Raw genomic sequence first — 17,201 nt, 5'->3', positions numbered from 1 at the left:
CGTGCGCAGAAAACCAGAGCTGGCGCGACGCTTCTATGATCGCTTCGAGCCGGTGCATGCGGTGACATACTTCGCGCCGGAGGCGCGGGCGGCACTCGACGAGCTGGGGTACCGAGGTTTCTGGATGGGCTACTTCGCGGCCCGGTCCGCCCCGCTGGGAATGGCACCGCCGGAGCTGGTGACCGCAATCTTTCACAACTTTGCCCCCCAACGCGTCGCTAAGGCTCTGCCGGCGGCGTGGCAGATCGCCGGTCCGGAGGCTGCGTTGCGGACCCGCCAGCCCTCGGCGGTCGCGGCGCTGCGCCGTTACGGCTTGAAAGAAGATGAAAACGTCAGTGCCGCAGCGGAATTAGCTGCAAAGGCTGCGCGCGGGGCCAACGTCGACGGGCGACCGCTGTTCGCCGCCAACCGTGCGCTGCCGTGGCCGGACGATCCGCTGGCCGCGCTGTGGCACGCCACCACGCTGTTGCGTGAGCAGCGCGGCGATGGCCACGCGGCGGTCTTGACCGCCGCCGGCATCTCGGGCCGGGAGTCCAACGTGTTGCACGCCGCGGCCGACTGCGTCCCGCGGGACTACATCGCGCGCACCCGCGACTACGACGACACCGAATGGCATCACCACGAACAACGGCTGGCCAAGCGTGGGCTGCTGGACTCCGACGGCTCGCTCACCGCGGCCGGCCGCGACCTCAAGGACCACGTCGAATCGAGCACCGACGCGCTCGGCCTGTTGGCGCTCGAGGCGCTCAGCGACGACGAGGCCGAGGCGCTGTTCCAGGCACTCACGCCGATCACCCGGGCAGTGGTCGAAGGCGGCGATGTCCTGTCCGTCACGCCAATGGCATTGCGCCGCCATGAATTACACGACGCCAGCGCGCATTTGGGCGACTAGCGAGGTCTGGCGCTACGGATCACGAGGCAGCAGGCGCTGCTTTTGCTCGACGAATTCGTCTTGGGTGAGAATCCCCGCGTCACGCAGCGAGGCCAACTCACGGAGCTCGGCGGCGATGCTGGTGATCGGGCCGCCCACTGGAATCGGCGGCACCTCGGCTGCCTCGGCCGGCGGTGCGTCCTTCGACTTACGCCCGGGCAACCCGATCCGCTCCTGGCGTCCGGCGCCACCACCTCCGCCGGTGCCGGCCATGGCACGCCCGGCCATGCTCGCCAGCGCCATCTGGCTGAAGAGACTTCCCGCGCTGGAGCCGGTTGCTTGCGCGGCAGCGCCCGCGGTCGCAGCCGGGAGCGCCGTCGCCAGGGCGCGTAGCTCGGGGGCCGCGGCCGACCATGCCGGCGGGACCGACAACCGCCCGATCGGATTCGCTTGGTTGAAACCTCCGGTAACCATCGACGCCGGATTGGTGAGCACCGGAAATGACGCCGGCGGTGCGGGTAGGTTGCCGGGCCAGGTCTGTACGCCCGCCCAGCCGCTGACGATGTCGTCGGTGTGCACACCGGTGTAGTAACCGCCCACGTCGTAGGGAAGAGCTGTGGTCCCCAGTGCGGTGTCGACACCAAGGCTGGTTGCCCCGAATTCAGGATCGAGAAAAACCGCGCTGAGGTCGGCGAGCAGGCCTAGCAGGTCCCGCCCGCCAAACCCCGGGAAGCCCACGTCCGGGGCCGCGAGGGTGGTCAGCGCGCCGGGCACCGCGGCGAAGGTCTGCTGAAGCGACGACACGGCACCCTGCGCATCGCCCGCGGCGGTGTCGGCGGCCGCGTTGACCGCGGCGGCTTGATCCGCGGCTCCGCTGGAGCTGGTGTTCGACGGCGGCGAGGAGAGTGGTTCCAGTCGGGTCGCTGACGCGGAAGACGATGCGTAGCTCTGCATCGCGCCGGTGTCTTGGGCCCACATCTCGGCGTACTGCGCTTCGGTGGTCGCGATCGCCGAGGTGTTCTGCCCGAGGAAATTCGATGCGATCAGCGCGGCCAGCAGGCTGCGGTTGGCCGCGACAACCGGCGGGGGCACCGTTTCGGCAAACGCGGCTTCATAGGCAGCCGCCGCCAGAATGGCGTGGTTGGCGGCCTGCTCGGCCTGTTCTGAGGTGGTCCTCAGCCACCAGACGTACGGGGCGGCCGCGGCAGCCATGGTCGCCGCGGCGGGGCCCAGCCAGGGCCCGGCGGTCAGGTCGTCAATCGCTGACTGGTACGAGCTGGCGGTCGAGCCCAGCTCGGCGGCCAGCGCCTCCCACGCGGATGCCGCGGCCAGCAGAGGTCCGGAGCCAGGGCCTGCATAGATGCGCGCGGAGTTGATCTCCGGCGGCAATGATGCGAAGTCCATGCGTTCCCTCCGGTAAAGATGACCGCCAGCCGACGACCCGGTTGACGGCAAACGAACGAGGCTACCGTCAGCGCCTGGGAACCTGTGCTGGCTGTTTTGCTTGCGGCGATCATTAGTCGCCGTGCCGAAACGACAACTCCCGCCCAACAGCCCAGGATCCGTGTTGCTGGGAGTACCCAATTACCCAGCTGTCCTGCTAAGACACGTTAAGGCATGCGACGGGGCAATTAGTCGCAGACTCCGGAACCGGCCCCGCGGCGCGAAAATCGGCGCGCTTCGCGGGAGGGCGGCAGATCGCTTCCGAGTTGCTTTGCTCGGCGAACGTCGGGTACACGACTCTGGCGAGACGACGGCGGCACAGGACTTGCCGTCGGCCGACGAGTGCTTAGCTGCTGGGCTGGGTCAGCGCCCAGCCCCTGACCTCGGCGGTTGCTGGGTCGGTGATGGCGTCGAACTCGGGGTGCTTCTTGAGCACCGTCTCGACCATTGAGCAGACCGGGACGACGCGTTTGCCGGCCTCGCGTGCCCCGTTCAGCGCCCCCTCGACCAGGATGGTGGCCAGGCCGCGGCCACCGAAGTCGGGATCGACGACGGTGTGATAGAAAACACGCTGGTCGCCGCGGTCTGCGTAGTCGGCGTGGCCGACGGTCTTGCCCTCCACGGCAATCGTGTATGTCTGGTGTCCCTCGGTGACGGTGGTCTCTGCACCGGTTTTATCGGTTGTCATGTGGATCCCTTTCCTTGCGGTCCGTGCGGTATTGGTCGTGGCCGCAGCCGGGTGGTCGGCAGCGGCGGGGCGGCCAGTCGTGTGACGGAGCCCCGGTAGCCCTCGACTGCGCCGAAGCGCGCGTCGGCATCTTCCCAAAGCCGGCGGTAGCCGACGATTTCGTCGTGGTTGCGCCCGACGAAGTTCCACCACATCAGCAGCTCTTCGGTGAACGGGGCGCCCCCCAACAGCATTACCCGCGCCGGACGGTCTCCAACATTACGCAGCTGCAGTGCGGCATTGCCTGGGCCTTGGTAGCCGAGCTGGGCGGCCGCCAGCGCCGTTCCGCTGATCGCGACCACGCCCACATCGCACAGCACGCCATGTTCGAATGCCGGGTCGATGTCGAGGCTCAGCTCAGCGTTGGCGGCGAGATCGATCTGGGCACCCAGCAGCGGCGAGAACGTCTGCACCGGAGAACGGCTGCCGGCCAGCTGGCCGAGAAACACCCGCGCCACCGCGCCGGGAAGTGAGATCGGCTCGGGCACATAGTGAGCGAAGCCGCGTCCGGTGTGGCGATCGGAGTCCGGCAAGGCGACCCACAGCTGGACTCCATGCAGCACGGTGTCCGATTCGACCGACACCTCGGAATGGCAAATCCCCGCGCCCGCTGTCATCAGATTCAACTCGCCGGGCCGGACCAGGGCGTGCACGCCTGCGCTGTCACGGTGTTCCACTTCCCCACTGAACAGCCAGCTCACCGTTTGTAATCCCGTATGCGGATGAGGGGGAACGTCCATCCGCGCAGTGGCGGAGCCGTAGTGGTCGATGAAACACCACGCTCCGATCAGCGAGCGCTGTCGTTGCGGCAGGGTGCGCCGCACCCGGATGGCTCGCGGGCCACCCAGCGGAACTTCTCGCGGCTGTAGCACCTCTATACCCACAACCCGGGAAGCGCTGCAGGCGACTTCGGCCGGGGCGGTCTCGAGATTGCTCACCGTGCACCCTTCGTCGCGGGCGTGACACCGCCGACCGTACCCGCGGCCGCTGACCTACCTGCCCGGCGGCCGCAGCGCCCGCATGGCCACGCGCATGATCGGCTCGGGGATCCGATCCTTAACCGACAGCGCGGCGTCGGCGGCGCGCGAACGCAGCGGGGCGCCCCGGCCGAAGATCCGGTTCAGCGGTCCGCCGGTCGGCTCGAGCACGACGTGCAGCGGCGGGGTACCCACGGCGGCGCCCAGCGCGTTCGAGATGACCATCCGTTGGATCTCGCTGGTGCCCTCAAAGATGGTGTACAGCTTGGCATCTCGATACCATTTCTCGACTGGGTGGTCGGTGATGTAGCCCCAGCCGCCCATTGTCTGGATCGCGCGTTCGGTGGCCTTGATCGCGACCTCGCTGGCGGCGAGCTTTGCCATCGAGCCCTCTCCCCGCTCGAAGGCGACTTCGTTGGCCGCCATCCAGGAGGCCCGCCAGGTCAACAGCCGGGCGGCGTCGATCTGTGTCGCCAGGTCTGCCAGTGGGAACGCGATGCCCTGGTTGTCGATGATCGGTCCGCCGAATGCTTCCCGCTCGGTGGCATACGCCGTCGCGTACTCCAATGCCGCGCGCGCAATGCCGATCGCCTGGGAGGCGACCATCGGGCGGGTCTGCTCGAAGGTGCCCAGCGTTGCCGAGCCGGAGCGCTGTGCACCCGCGATGACCTCGCGGGCCTTTGCGAGCTTGTGTTCGAGCTTGCGCACCAGTTCCAGTCCGGGGCTGCCGCCCGGCACCACGAAGAGGGCTTGACCGCGGTGGCCGAGTTCCTCGTCGACCACGGCGTTGACCACGTGCACGTTGGCTATGCCGCCGTTGCCGATCCACATCTTGTGGCCGTCGATGATCCAGTCGTCACCGTCGCGGCGGGCCCGGGTGCGCAGATTGCGTACGTCGCTGCCGCCCTCGGGCTCAGAAATCGCGAGCGCGGCGAGCTTGAGATCGCCTGGGGTGCCGAAACATTCGGGCGCCCACTGCAGCATCTGCTCCGGTGACGCGGCCTGGCCGATCGCCGAAAGCGCCAGCGCCGGCATCACAATCGCCAGGCCGATTCCGGCGCAACCCCAGAACAGCTCTTCCATGAACATCGGCAGCGACAGGCCGGTGGGATCGCCGATCAGATCGCGGTAAAACAGCGGGCTATAGAAGCCGCGTTCGGCCGCCTCCTCGAGGACTGGCCAGGGAAACTCCTGCCGCCGGTCGTATTCCAGCGCGACCGGACGTATCACCGACTCGGCGAACTCGTGGGTGCGACGGGCGAGGTCGTGCTGCGCCGCCGTCGGTGTCAGGTCGAACGTCATGGATACACCTCTGGGTCGACGGTCTGATATCCCGTCGCGATCGACTACCCCGTCGATTGGGTGAACAAACGTTCACGGGCGCAGCGGCCGGTCAGGCTGCCGACCGCGGGCCAACCTGTGCGATCGGCAGGTGCAGCACCACCGCGGGCGTCAGGATGAGCTCGTGCTCGCTGCGTGCCAACAACGCGGTGTTCTCGGGAAGCTGCCGGGAGTTGATCTCGCCGGCGGCGATGCGTCGCAAGACGTCGTGGGCGCGAGCCAGCTGGTCGCGCTTCCGGTACTGCCCACCGGGGAGCTTGACGCCGGCCCAGACTCCGTATTCCTCCCGGTGCGCGATCGCGTACTGGGCGCACCGCCGCTGTTGCGCCAACGGACAGCGGCGTAAGCACTGGATCCGTGCCTCGGTGGCCGATCGCTCGTAGGCGCGAGCTTTGGCAGCGCCGTCACCACTGTCATCGTCGGGGTAGCCGAACCACAGCTCCGGGTCGGTTGCGCACGGGTGTCCCATGTCAGTCTCCTTGCTTGGGATGAAACGTAGGCAAAAGCGTATATCCGATGCTGCTCGCCGCGCAAGAGAAACGAGATAAAAACGTATATGCATAGCGATACTGCCGGGGCTGTGTAATATCCGGCCTATGGCCGGAGCCCGCGGGTGAGCCGTGAATCGGCAGGTGCGGCTATCCGTGCATTGCGTGAGTCGCACGATTGGTCCCTAGCGGAGCTTGCTGCCGCGACCGGCGTCAGCATCATGGGGCTGAGCTATTTGGAGCGCGGTGCCCGCAAACCGCATAAAAGTACAGTTCAGAAGGTCGAAAACGGCTTGGGCCTGCCACCGGGCACCTATTCGCGGTTGTTGGTGGCTGCCGATCCGGACGCCGAGCTGGCCCGAGTGATCGCCGCGCAGCCCCCCGAAACGATGCCTGGGCCACGAACCGGCGCGGTGGTGGTCGACCGCCACAGCGACACCGATGTGCTGGAAGGTTACGCCGAAGCTCAACTCGATGCCCTCAAATCCGTCATCGATCGACTGCCGGCGACGACATCAAACGAATATGAGACGTATATTCTCTCTGTGATCGCGCAGTGCGTGAAGGCAGAGATGCTCGCGGCCAGCTCGTGGCGGGTAGCGGTGAACGCCGGCGCGGATTCGACCGACCGGCTGATGCAGCATCTGGAGGCCCTCGAGGAAACGCGCAGCGCGCTGTTGAAGCGGATGCCGACCAGCTTGAGCGCTCGTTTCGACCAGGCCTGTGCGCAGTCGCCGCTACCTGACGCGATTATCGCGGCGCTGTTGGGCGTGAGTAGTGACGAAATGTGGGACATCCGCAACCGCGGGGTGATCCCCGCGGGAGCACTCCCCCGCGTTCGTGCGTTCGCCGACGCGATGGATTCGACCGACGAAGACGGCACAGATCAGGGCGGCGGCGAGGGGGACCGATGACCGACAGCGACATCGAGGTGTTGAACCGCGCACATCAATTGTTCGCCGGAAGCACCGAACAGCCAACGCTGGACGCGCCCTACCGCGTGTCGAACCGCACCATCGCACTGAATAGCCTTGTAGGACAAGACTATTACCGAACCCTGCTAAATCGAAGCCATGAAACGCTGCGCTCGGCAGCGCGCACCGATGCCGCCGCGGCCGGCGTCATCGCCGGCGCACACCGGGATCGGGCGCAGGCACGCGAGCTGACCGGGAACGTCCTCGACGAGGCCCGCGCCGACGCGGCCGCTCCCCCGATCACGCCGATGGCCCAGCGGGAGGCCATCCGCCGCCGGGTCGCGAGATTGCGCGCACAACGGGCACACGTGATGGCTGCCCGGGTACGCGCGCGACGGCATTCGGCGGCGCTGCGGGCACTGCGGTACCGGATGCTGCACCACCGCGGTCCGGGATTGGCCGGACTGCGGCTGCCACCGCCGAGCAGTCGCGCCGGAATTGCGGTGCGCGCGGCGCTATCCCGACTGGGTCGTCCCTATGTCTGGGGCGCCACCGGGCCCGATCAATTCGACTGTTCCGGACTGGTCCAGTGGTCCTACGCCCAGGCCGGAATCCATCTGGACCGCACCACGTACCAACAGATCAACGACGGAATCCCGGTGCCCCGTTCGCAAGTCAGGCCCGGCGATCTCGTCTTCCCGCACACGGGACACGTGCAGCTGGCGATCGGCAACAATCTCGTCGTCGAAGCACCCTATTCGGGTGCCTCGGTGCGGATCAGCCAGCTGGGTAACTACGTCGCGATACGCCGCCCGATATGAGATTAGGTTGAACGTATGTCGGAACAAGCCGGCCCCTCGCTAGCCGCCATTACGGAGCGGCAGTCAGCGATGGCGACTCAGCACGGCTCGGTCGCCGAGGCAGACCGGATGCTGATGGATGTGGTGGCCAGTGCAAATGCCGCGATTCGGGAGAGCATCAGGCGCCTGGACGCGATCGCCGACGACATCGAGCGCGCTGTTGTGCATCAGGCGAGCCTGGGCGTCGATACTGCTATGGGAGCGCGTGAGTTTCAGAAGTTTCTGGTCGCCAAACAACGTGAGATCGCGGCGGTCGTCGCTGACGCCCACGAGCTTGATCGGGTGAAAACGGCTGTGCTGGAAAGCCTGCGGGAGCAGTACCGCGTATCAGCGGGCTAGCGCGACGACATCCACCCACAGCCCATCCGTGGTGAATTGTCGACGGCTTGGGGCCTAAGTACTGTCACCCTGCATGGAGGGGTCGCGACACCGCCCGCGTTGGGGCGCAGCGCGGTTTGGCTAGCCGATGTCGACGTATGACGCGCTGCTGGCCACGGTCAAAGCCGTGCGCGACCGCACCGGCGACCCAAACGCGTGGCAGACCGGGTTGACGCCGACAGAGCTGGCCGCGGTGGTCACCCCCACACCAGCCCCACCACAACTGGACGCGATCCTGGCCAAGATCCGCCGGCAACATCTGGACCCACCCCTGGGGGATCGCGAGCAGGGTGCTGCGGCCGAAGCCATAGCGGGCGCCGAAGCTGCCCTGGCATACCAGAATTCGGCAAGCTCTCAGCTTGACCTGCAAGTCATTTCGGCCATCATGAATGCCCACTTGAGGACTGTCGAAGGCGCTGAAGCGCTGGGCGCGTTGCAGCGCGACACCGAAGCCGCGGTGCAAACTCGATCGGACCTGGACACCCCCGCGGGTGCCCGCGACTTTCAGCGGTTCCTGATTGGCAAGCTTCGCGACATCCGCGCGGTGGTCATGAACGCAAGCCTCGACGATACGTCGAAGTCGGCACTGATGGCCGCATGGACATCGCTGTACGACGCCTCGAAGACCGGGCCGAGTGCTGCGGGTGAGAGCAAGCCGGCACCGGTGTCCGCGGTTGCCGCACCCGTGCGTGACAGTGGTCAACAGCCGCCCGATGCGGCCGCCGCCGGATGGGATCCCCTGCTGGATCCGCTGCTGACGGATGACCCCGGACTGCCGGGCGAGGACCCGGGCGAGAGTGCCGCGGCCCCCACGATGCCGTCGATGCTGCCGACCATCCCCAACGTCGCTCTGGGGCCGACGCCCGGGCCGGGTTCGATGGCCGGCTGGGGTACGCCAAGTGGCTTGGCGCTGCCCGGGCGCGAGGGGGGCGGCGAAAGCGATCCGGCGCTGGGCGATCTGGACGACGAGGCCCTCGACGCCAGTCAACGGTTCGACGTTGGCGGGTGTGGCGGAGCCGAGCACGGTGGTCACCATGCCCGCCAAACCGACCTGCGGAGCCACCAGCTGAAGCACCATCATGTCACCGTCGCGCGCGGCGATGACATGGCGCTCGCCCTTGCGGCACACCGCAAAACGCACCATTACGCCGCCGAGATCGCGTCGCCACCACCGGCACTCCAGGCTGCGGTCAGGCCTGCCGAGCGCGTCGACCATCGCTGCCACCGCCGGGTGCGGCTGGCCCTGGTGGTCCAGCACTCCTTGGGCGGTGAGGTCGCGCTGCACCTGATCCCAGACGAGGTCCCGCAGCTCCTCTTGGGGAATGTTAGGGCGAATCCCAAGCGTCGCCGGAAAATCGAACAGCTGCATTCGATCGGCGATCACCAACATGCCGTCGACGGTCACCTCCACCCCGACGACATCGTCGAGGGCCACAAGGCCGCTAGCGAGGTGACCGGACGTCATCAGTGATCGAGCATCTGCTTGTTGAGGTTTGCGCTCAGGTCCTCGTCGACGCCCTCGTAGGTTTGCTTGGCGGCACGCAGCTTCGCGGCTAGGTCGGACGCCTGCTGCCCAATGTTGCGGCCCGCGCCGCGGCGCTGATTCTCAGCGGTGACAAAGGCACCGTTGGAACTCCCGCTGATGACGCCGTGCGTCACCCAGACTGCGGTCGCGGTATTGCTCGCAGCCGAAGCCGCTTCTTGCGCCTTGGTGGCCGCTTGCCCTTGTTTCGTCGCGAGCTGCTCCAGATACTTTTCGTCGACGCTTAAAGTCGCCATGGGTAATCTCCTTGCCCGTTATTTTATTCGCTATTGCCTTGGCTCGTATCACTTTTTTTCGCACTGCCTTGTCTAGAGGACCCGCTGCGGCCGGCCTGGCGCCTGCGCCGCTTCGTGGCCGAGCGCTGCGGCGTCGACAGGCGCACGTTCGGCACCCGCCGTACCCAACGCCGCCCCATCCCGGTTCCCTGCAAAGTCGGACCCTTCGGCGGCGGCCGTCTCGGCAGGTGGCGCCACCCCTGGGCGCTGCTGACCCGCTGAGGAAAGTTGTTGTGCCTGCCCCATCATCTGGTTGGCGAAGTTCATCGGCTGCGAGATTTGTCCGGACATCTGTGCGAGCTGTCCGGACGCCGGCGTCACCTGACTCGTGGTCTCTACGGGAGTCGCACCATCGCTCCTGAGGGCACTCAGAACGTCACGTTCCTCTTGGGTTTCACCGGCCGCCGGCGCCAAGCCGGCCAACGAGGCGACCGTCGGCGCGCCGGAAAAGACTGACATGCCCGACATCCCGCCGGAGATGGCTTCGAAGTCGCCGGTCTTGGTCTCCTCGGCAGCTGTCACCTCTATCCGGGCGAACGAGCTGTTCGGGATCGCCTTCTCGGCGACCGCGCTGTAGTCGAGGGCCACCGAATGGATCTGGTGAGCAAGAGACATCGAGTTGGACAGCGTGAACATCTCGAACGCTAAGACGGTCGCGCATGCCGCGAACGCGGCGATGATCTGCCACGCCGCTGATACTTCATGGCCCACAACCGGGATCAGGTACAGGGACAGGGCAATGCCCTGAGCGATAACGAGGCCCAGCAATGTCACCGCGATGCAGTTGTGCGCCTTGGCGACCTCGGAGCCTTGGTCGGCGATCAGGGTCTGCATCTTCTTGTCCAGATCCTGCATCGTCTGTACCAGGGTCTGCAGCGCCGCCGTCGCGTCGGCGTAGGCCTGGGCTCCGTCACCACTCCAGTCCCGCGCATCCGGAGCCGCCTCACCTAGATAGAGGTAGACGGTCTCGTATTTGTCAGCGCCGCTGGTGAATGAGGCGCCCTTGTCCGGGGTCCAGAATCCATTGAGCAGATCCACCGCCGAGATCGCCACCATCGCGACATCGACAATTGCCGTCGGCGTCGGCAGCGTCTTGGTGCCCTGTTCCTTCAACGCGTCGGCGAGGACTTTGACCTGATTTCTGCCGTACCACATCGCCTTGCCGGCGAGCGCCCCTAAGTTTGCTCCCAAGCCGACCCAATCTCCCGAATACGCGGCGCCCCCACCGCCCTGCAGCCGGGTAAAGCAGTAGGCCAGATCATGAATACCCGCAAAACGACTCACGGCCGTGTTTTCCCTTCGCGCTCGGTGATTGTTGGGTGCCTCGATCTTGTAGACGGTAGGTTGAGCCCAACGCCCACGGGCACTGGCTGCTGCACGAATTTCGCCGGGCCACAAGGGATTCGGCCAACGGTGAACTAACTCCGAACGAAAATTAAGGATTGGTTGACACCCGGAAAACAACCGGTGCAAACGGCGAGGCCGGCGGCACGTCCAGTTACCGTAAACGGCCGAATTTTCAGCCGGCGGCGATGATGGCGCCGGCAGCGCGCGACGGTCCGTGCGGTCCCGCGGCAACCGCAGGGGATGTGGGTCGACCTAGTTTGCCGAGCTGCGAGGGCCGAACCGTCAATGCGTGCGGCCGGGGCGAGCGGAATGCTCTGCGGTATTGATCTCGATCGGCGCGCGCTGCGCACCGGCCGCGCCTGCTGCGGCGCGGTCGGCGTCATTCGCGAGCGGGGCTGTTTCGGTGGCAGCCTGCTTGGCGGGCGCCGCAGTCTCCTGGCCTTGCCGGCTCGGTTGGGCGAGCTGCTGTATTGCTTGGTTGGCCAGGTTTGGGTGCGAAGACAACCGACCCGAGAGCTGGGGGGCTTGCCCTGACATGGCGCTCAGCTGAGCCAGGGTGGGCATAGGTGTCGCCGGCGCGGGCGGGTTGGTCTTGTCCGCCGCTTCGGGCACACCGTTGCCCGGCGTTTGGCTCGCACTCGCTTGAGCGCTGAGCGCAGTGCTTTTGCCCGGCGAACTGCTGGCCGCGCTCGGCGAGGAGGAGGGGGTAGCCGCCATCCCGGACATGCCATCCGAAATTGCCGTGAAGCTGGAAACCGTTGACTGTGCAGTTGTGTCTACCTTGGCCTGCGCCAGTGCACCCTGTTGAACCGTCGCCCCGGCGGCCTGTTCGTATTCGTCGGCCAACGTATTGGCCTTCTTTCCGTGTTCAACCGACCAGTAGGTCAGGTTGCCGAGCAGGCCGGTTGCGGCTGCGATGCCGAGCGCGGACACCGTCAGTCCGAAAATTCGTGCCGGGACCGGACCGGCCGGGGGCGGCAGCAATGTCATGGTTATCTCAATGAGGAATGCCGCGAGTAGCAGATCCTTCAATATCCCAAAGCCCAGATGCGTATGGGTGACCCATTCGGCCTGATTTTCGACAAGGGATGCCAGCTGCAGGTCGAGCCCGGCCATCGTCTGCGCGAGGTCTTTCAGTGCGACGTCAAGCTGGGCGTAGGCCTCCGATCCAGTACCGTCCCAGCCGTCGTCTGGAAGGGCCGACTTCAGCTGCTCGGAGAGCTGACTGAATTGCTGCGAACCATCTTTGAGCGCGTCTCCCTCGTCTGGTGGCCCGAATCCAGTTGTTAGCTCCAAGATTTCGACGATGGTGATCGTCCAAAGGATGATGTCGGCGGCGCTGGCGGCTTTCTTACCAGATTCTTTAGCCGTGCGCGTAGCTACTTTACTGAACAGTTGCGGACCTAGCATCTTGCGCAAGAGGTTGCCGCGCTTCGCGAAACCGACTGCGGCGAAGGGAGTCAACGCGTCCGCACCCATACTGCTCGCGCTGCTCGCGAGGTATTCGCCGCCGTATCCGGCGTTGTCGGCGCCGTAGGACTGTGAGCCCACGCTGCCCAGATTCATGATGATGCGACTCGCACTGACAAATATCGACATCTGTAGGCCCTTACCTCGGTTGTTCGTGTGCTCCGAATGTTGCAGTCGTGTAGTAGTAACGGCTCATTCAGGTTAACAGTGCTCAGGTAGGGTTCGGTGCAGCAATTCGCCAGTCGGACAACGATTTCCGCGACACGGCGGGTGGGCCAGCTGGATCAGCCTTGTCGCGTGGAACAACAACAGCTGGCCGGCTGCGCCTGACGTAGCTCCTCGGCCTTGACTGGCAATTACTCTGGCTTGCTACGGTTTTGGGGCGCCAGCGATATCAAGTTGTGCGCTGCGCCCGGCCGGGCGCCGGCGTCTGTTGGCCGTCGGATATCGCGACCTCGATGGGTGCACGTTGTGCACCGGCTGCGCCTGCTGCGGCTGGTGGTGCCCCGGCGGCATCGTCCTCAACGGGCGCCGTCGTCCCCTGGCCCTGCCGGCTCGTTTGGGTGAGCTGCTGTATCTGTCCCATCGCCTGGTTGGCCAGGCTGGTGTGCGGCGACAACCGACCCGAGAGCTGGGGGGCCTGCCCTGACATGGCGCTCACCTGAGCCAGGGTGGGCATAGGGGCCGCCGGCAGGGGCGAATTGGTCTTCATCGGCGCTTCGGGCGCGTCGTCGCCGGGAGTTTGGCTTGCACTCGCTTGAGCGTTTTCGTCCACCGAGCCCTCGGCCTTGTGGACCGGCGGGCCGACGGCCGGCGTCGCGGAGACCGTGGACGTCCCGGACATGCCGTCCGAAATTGCCGTGAAGCTGGAAACCGTTGACTGTGCAGTTGTGGCTACCTTGGCCTGCGCCAGTGCACCCTGTTGAACCGTCGCCGCGGCGGCCTCTTCGTATTTGTCGGCCAACGTATTGGCCTTCTTTCCGTTGAGAACCGACCAGACGGTCAAGTTGGTCAGCATGCCGGTGGCAATCGCGATCGCGAGAATGCTCACCGTGATCGCAAACGCTTGCGATGCGGCCACGTTGCCCGGCGCGGGTACCAACAGCTTGATCGCCCACTCGGTGGCGTAGGCCGCGATGAGTAGATTCTTCAAGATTCCGAAGCCCAAGCGCATGTGGGTGACCCATTCCGCTTGGTCTTTCACCACGGCCGCCAGCTCGAGGTCCAGGCCGGCCATCGTCTGCGCGAGATTCTGTAGTGACGTATCCAGGTCGGCATAGGCTTCGGAGGCCGTGCCCTCCCAGCTGCCAATGTCGGGAAGGGCTGATGTCAGCTGCCCGCCGAGGGTGGCGAAATACTGGGAACCCTCTTTGAGGACGTCACCCTCGGTCGGTGGTCCGAATCCGGTGGTCAGTTCGAAGACTTCGACGATGGTGAGGGCCCACAGGATGAGATCCGTGCTCTTTGTTGCGTCTGACGCGGCTTTGTATCGAGCTTCGTTGCGGCCGGTCAGCAATCCTCCCGTCATGCGGTCCAAGTTCCACTGGTACAGGCGCGGACCAATCATTTTGCCGGCGGTGGCGGTGGCGGCCAACCCATCCCCGGACATGCTGTTCGCCGTCGCCGCAAGATATTCGCTACTGAAATCGGCGCTGTCGACTCCGACGAACTCCTGGCCCAGGAAGCCCAGGTTCGCGATCAGCCTGGCCGCGTCGGCCAATATGAACATCAGCTATCACGCACCTGCTGGTCGATGTTCTTGCCGGCCTGGTCATCGGTCTTCTCGTAGACCTTTTTGGCGGTGCGCAACTTGTCGGAGAGTTCGGTCGACGCCTTACTCATGGCGTCGCCCGTGCTCTTGCGCGCATTCGCAGCCTTGGTGAAGGCGAGGTTTGAGTACCAGCTGGCCACACCGTGGCTCACCCAGGTGTCAACCTCGAGACTAGAGGCCGCCGAGGCCGCGGTCTTGGCCTGGGTCGACGCCTGGTCTTGGGCTGTCGCCAGCGTGTCCAGGTGTGCTGGGGTGACGGCTACATCGGCCATGACTTCTGCTCCTTAGTGTTTATTGTCTTGGGGTGCAAGGGTTTTAGCTGGTGGGTTTCAGAGTGCGCGCCCAGTGGGGTTCGGTCCCGGCGTCCGTTCCGTGCCGGCCGGCGCGGCCCCGATGGGTGCACGCTCTGCCGCGGCGGCGCCAACGCCTGCCCCGGCGCCTTCGGTGTCACCCGTGCGGGCGGCACCGTCGACGGCGGCCTCTTCGGCGGGTGCCGCGGAGCCCTGACCTTGCTGCGCGGTTTGAACCATCTGTTGCAGCTGTCCCATCGCCTGATTGACGAGGCTCGTGGGCTGCGACAGTTGGCTGGACAGCTTCGAGGCTTGCCCGGACAGCTGAGCCAGCGTGGGCATGGTGACGGTCGGCGCCGACGGCGCCGTCTCATCCGGTGCCGTCTGGTCCGACGTCTCCGCCGCCCCGACCACGGAGGTTCCGCTGGCACCCGCTTGGGCGCTGAGTGGGGCGCGATCGTCCTTCGATTCCTTCGCCGCGCCGGCAGACGGGGCGGGGGTCGGCGTCACGGACAACGCCGACGTCCCGGACATACTGTCGGAAATGGCGCCGAAGCTGGAGACCGTGGTTTCGCCCGCTGCAACTCCCTTGGCCGCCGCGGCCGATCCCGTTTGCGTCGTGCCGACGGCCAAGTCCGAGTATTTACTGGCCAACGCTTCTGCTTTTTGTCCGTTGGTCACCGAGAAATAGGTCAGGGTGCCAATGAACGTTGCGGCGACGCTGAGCCCAAGAGTGGCGACCGCGATCGCGAAGGCCTTAGCGGCAATGGGGCCGGCCGGGGCGGGCACCAAAAGCGTAATGGCTAGTTCAATGATCAGTGCCGCCAAAAGGATGTCCTTGAGCACCCCGAAACCCAGCCGCGAGTGATTCACCCAATCCGCCTGATCCTTTACGAGTGCCGCCAGCTGCAAGTCCAGAGCCGCCATCGCCTGCGCCATAGTCTCCAGCGCGGCATCCAACTCGGCATAGGCATCCGAACCGGAGCCCTTCCACGTGTAGTCGGGGAGGGCCGCATTCAGCTGCTCGGAGAGTGTGGTGAACTGCTGGGAACCGGTCTTGACTCCTTCGCCTTCGGTCGGGATCCCGAACCCGATCGTCAGCTCCAGGAGTTCCACGGTGACCATGGTCCACGAGATGATGCTGAGGCTTCGGCCGAAACTCTTTATTCCCTCAGAGCCGCCCATACGGTTGGCCCTAGCGAACAGCTGACTCTGCGACATGCCTTTGGCCTGATATGACAGATACTTTTGGAAACCAGATACCCCCAGGGATCCCAGATCCGCGCCCCCGCTGGTCGCCATGCCCGAAATGTATTCGGCGTCCATTCCAGAGGTGCCGCTAATGCCAAGCCCCGCGGCTTGCTGACCCAGCCCGGCCAGGGAGGCAATGACCCTCGCGGCTTGTGTGAATACAGACATTTGTAGGTCCTCCGTGGATAGCCATTTACGAATGGGCTGCGCAGCGCATTTGCCGCCCGTTAAGCGTAACGCGGCATAGCCGGGGTCCGTGCACGAATTTTCGGGGGAGCCAACGGCTTCCACTAGGGAGCCGTCGATCGGACTAGAGGTACCGCGGCTGTGTGTGGACGGCCGCTCTTAAATGTGGCCGATTAGCGCTTCGATCGCATCGGCAATATTGCCGGGCACCGCTTCGTCGGCTTCGGCACGCACGATCATTTCTTCGGCAACCCCGGCCGCTTCGGCGGTCTCCCTGGGGGAGAGGTTGGCCCGGCGCCGAGCCGCATACAGGCGTTGCGCCAACGGGGCGCCCGGGGCGGTCGCGCCGAGCGTCATCAGTTCGTCGTAGTGACGGCGGACCGTGCCCAGCGCTTTGATCAATTCGGGCGTGATCTGGCTGATGCGGGTCGCTCGCACGGCGATGGCCTCGAGCTGGCGCAGATCGGAGAGGATCGGGGTCGCCCGTTCGGTGAATTCGGGATCGTCGGCCGGCGGCAAGGCGGCAATCGCCAGGCCGCAGCCGTCCACCGCGGCGACGATCGCCTGCGCGATCAGCGACGCCGGGGCGTCGGAGTTCGGGGGCGCCGCGAGCCTGTTGGCGGCGTCAGGCGCGGCAGCGTTTGTGGTTGGTTCGCCGGCGGTGGGCTGCCCGCGCCGGATCCCCGCGATAGTTCCGGCGGGCCATTGCAGCAGCTGCTCGAGCTTGGCCTGAGTTCGTTGGCGCGGCCAACTGCGGCCCTTTTCGAAAGCGATGAGTGCGCCCGCGTTGATGATCCCGTCGGCCGCCAGGCTGCGCTGGCTGATGCCGAGTTCGCGCCGGCGTGCGGCCGCGGCCGCTCCGGCGCGCGCCATGCCCGGATCCGGTTCTTCACCGTCGGATTTGTGTCCGTTGGCGCGCCCGACAGGATTCGACGACTTCTTCGTAATCGACTCGGCGCTGGGCATCTACGGTGATTCCTCGGTTGAGGGGGCAGCGGGGCGGGCCTTCCGCCGCTGTAATCCTAACCGTTGCACTCCCGGATTCCTATTGCATGCCGCTACGTTTTAA

16 protein-coding genes and 2 pseudogenes are annotated in these 17,201 nt (G+C 65.8%); 5 read left to right on the top strand and 13 right to left on the bottom strand.

What is annotated here, in order from left to right:
- The first annotated feature begins 1 nt into the window (after position 1).
- Positions 2-892, top strand: coding sequence for an SCO6745 family protein (locus DB708_RS26735; protein ID WP_108926460.1), 891 nt, complete (start codon positions 2-4; stop codon positions 890-892).
- Positions 893-904: 12 nt separating this feature from the next.
- Here the strand turns inward: DB708_RS26735 and DB708_RS26730 are convergent, their stop codons facing one another.
- The 5 genes from DB708_RS26730 to DB708_RS26710 form a co-directional block, all read right to left on the bottom strand.
- Positions 905-2,275, bottom strand: coding sequence for a PPE family protein, SVP subgroup (locus DB708_RS26730; RefSeq protein WP_108926459.1), 1,371 nt, complete (start codon positions 2,273-2,275; stop codon positions 905-907).
- A 385-nt stretch (positions 2,276-2,660) separates the two neighbouring features.
- Entirely contained in the window at positions 2,661-3,002 is a 342-nt protein-coding gene (locus DB708_RS26725) for a GNAT family N-acetyltransferase (RefSeq protein ID WP_108926458.1), read from the bottom strand.
- Positions 2,999-3,979, bottom strand: coding sequence for a pirin family protein (locus tag DB708_RS26720; protein WP_108926457.1), 981 nt, complete (start codon positions 3,977-3,979; stop codon positions 2,999-3,001). The genes DB708_RS26725 and DB708_RS26720 overlap by 4 nt, the downstream gene beginning before the upstream one ends.
- A 54-nt stretch (positions 3,980-4,033) precedes the next feature.
- Complete coding sequence (locus tag DB708_RS26715) at positions 4,034-5,320, bottom strand: acyl-CoA dehydrogenase family protein (RefSeq protein ID WP_108926456.1); 1,287 nt, start codon at positions 5,318-5,320, stop codon at positions 4,034-4,036.
- Positions 5,321-5,411: 91 nt separating this feature from the next.
- Entirely contained in the window at positions 5,412-5,828 is a 417-nt protein-coding gene (locus tag DB708_RS26710; RefSeq protein ID WP_108926455.1) for a WhiB family transcriptional regulator, read from the bottom strand.
- A 144-nt stretch (positions 5,829-5,972) separates the two neighbouring features.
- Here DB708_RS26710 and DB708_RS26705 point away from each other — a divergent pair, with 144 nt between their 5' ends.
- From DB708_RS26705 to DB708_RS26690, 4 genes and pseudogenes are all read left to right on the top strand, one after another.
- The gene (locus DB708_RS26705; protein ID WP_108926454.1) at positions 5,973-6,761 is read left to right on the top strand and encodes a helix-turn-helix domain-containing protein; all 789 of its coding nucleotides are present in this window, start codon (positions 5,973-5,975) and stop codon (positions 6,759-6,761) included.
- On the top strand, positions 6,758-7,582 hold the full coding sequence (locus DB708_RS26700; RefSeq protein ID WP_108926453.1) for a C40 family peptidase: 825 nt from the start codon (positions 6,758-6,760) through the stop codon (positions 7,580-7,582). The genes DB708_RS26705 and DB708_RS26700 overlap by 4 nt, the downstream gene beginning before the upstream one ends.
- Positions 7,583-7,597: 15 nt before the next feature.
- Positions 7,598-7,960 carry a DUF4226 domain-containing protein gene (locus tag DB708_RS26695; RefSeq protein WP_108926452.1) on the top strand — a complete coding sequence of 121 codons (363 nt, stop codon included), beginning with the start codon at positions 7,598-7,600 and terminating at the stop codon, positions 7,958-7,960.
- A 127-nt stretch (positions 7,961-8,087) separates the two neighbouring features.
- A pseudogene (locus DB708_RS26690) lies at positions 8,088-8,987 on the top strand (DUF4226 domain-containing protein); the annotation flags it as partial.
- On the opposite strand, the pseudogene DB708_RS26685 reads toward DB708_RS26690, so the two are convergent.
- The 8 genes and pseudogenes from DB708_RS26685 to DB708_RS26650 form a co-directional block, all read right to left on the bottom strand.
- Positions 8,891-9,464: pseudogene (locus tag DB708_RS26685) on the bottom strand (ESX secretion-associated protein EspG); the annotation flags it as partial. The pseudogenes DB708_RS26690 and DB708_RS26685 overlap by 97 nt on opposite strands.
- Positions 9,464-9,778 carry a type VII secretion target gene (locus DB708_RS26680; protein WP_108926451.1) on the bottom strand — a complete coding sequence of 105 codons (315 nt, stop codon included), beginning with the start codon at positions 9,776-9,778 and terminating at the stop codon, positions 9,464-9,466. The pseudogene DB708_RS26685 and the gene DB708_RS26680, both read right to left, overlap by 1 nt.
- A 72-nt stretch (positions 9,779-9,850) precedes the next feature.
- On the bottom strand, positions 9,851-11,101 hold the full coding sequence (locus DB708_RS26675) for an EspA/EspE family type VII secretion system effector (protein WP_133251073.1): 1,251 nt from the start codon (positions 11,099-11,101) through the stop codon (positions 9,851-9,853).
- A gap of 345 nt (positions 11,102-11,446) precedes the next feature.
- A complete protein-coding gene (locus DB708_RS26670; protein ID WP_133251072.1) occupies positions 11,447-12,730 on the bottom strand; it encodes an EspA/EspE family type VII secretion system effector in 1,284 nt (427 codons plus the stop codon).
- Positions 12,731-13,028: 298 nt separating this feature from the next.
- Positions 13,029-14,363: an EspA/EspE family type VII secretion system effector gene (locus DB708_RS26665; RefSeq protein WP_108926448.1), complete on the bottom strand. Its 1,335-nt coding sequence runs from the start codon at positions 14,361-14,363 to the stop codon at positions 13,029-13,031.
- Positions 14,363-14,677, bottom strand: coding sequence for an ESX-1 secretion-associated protein (locus tag DB708_RS26660; RefSeq protein WP_108926447.1), 315 nt, complete (start codon positions 14,675-14,677; stop codon positions 14,363-14,365). Before DB708_RS26660 ends, DB708_RS26665 begins: the two co-directional genes overlap by 1 nt.
- 57 nt (positions 14,678-14,734) lie before the next feature.
- Positions 14,735-16,114 carry an EspA/EspE family type VII secretion system effector gene (locus DB708_RS26655; RefSeq protein ID WP_133251071.1) on the bottom strand — a complete coding sequence of 460 codons (1,380 nt, stop codon included), beginning with the start codon at positions 16,112-16,114 and terminating at the stop codon, positions 14,735-14,737.
- A gap of 177 nt (positions 16,115-16,291) precedes the next feature.
- Positions 16,292-17,098: a helix-turn-helix domain-containing protein gene (locus DB708_RS26650; protein ID WP_409347638.1), complete on the bottom strand. Its 807-nt coding sequence runs from the start codon at positions 17,096-17,098 to the stop codon at positions 16,292-16,294.
- Positions 17,099-17,201 lie beyond the last annotated feature (103 nt).

Origin of the sequence: Mycobacterium montefiorense (assembly GCF_003112775.1) — a bacterium.
Classification (GTDB): Bacteria; Actinomycetota; Actinomycetes; order Mycobacteriales; family Mycobacteriaceae; genus Mycobacterium; species Mycobacterium montefiorense.
The sequence above is the reverse complement of the archived record's forward strand: the minus strand, read 5'-3'. Positions and strand labels throughout refer to the sequence as shown.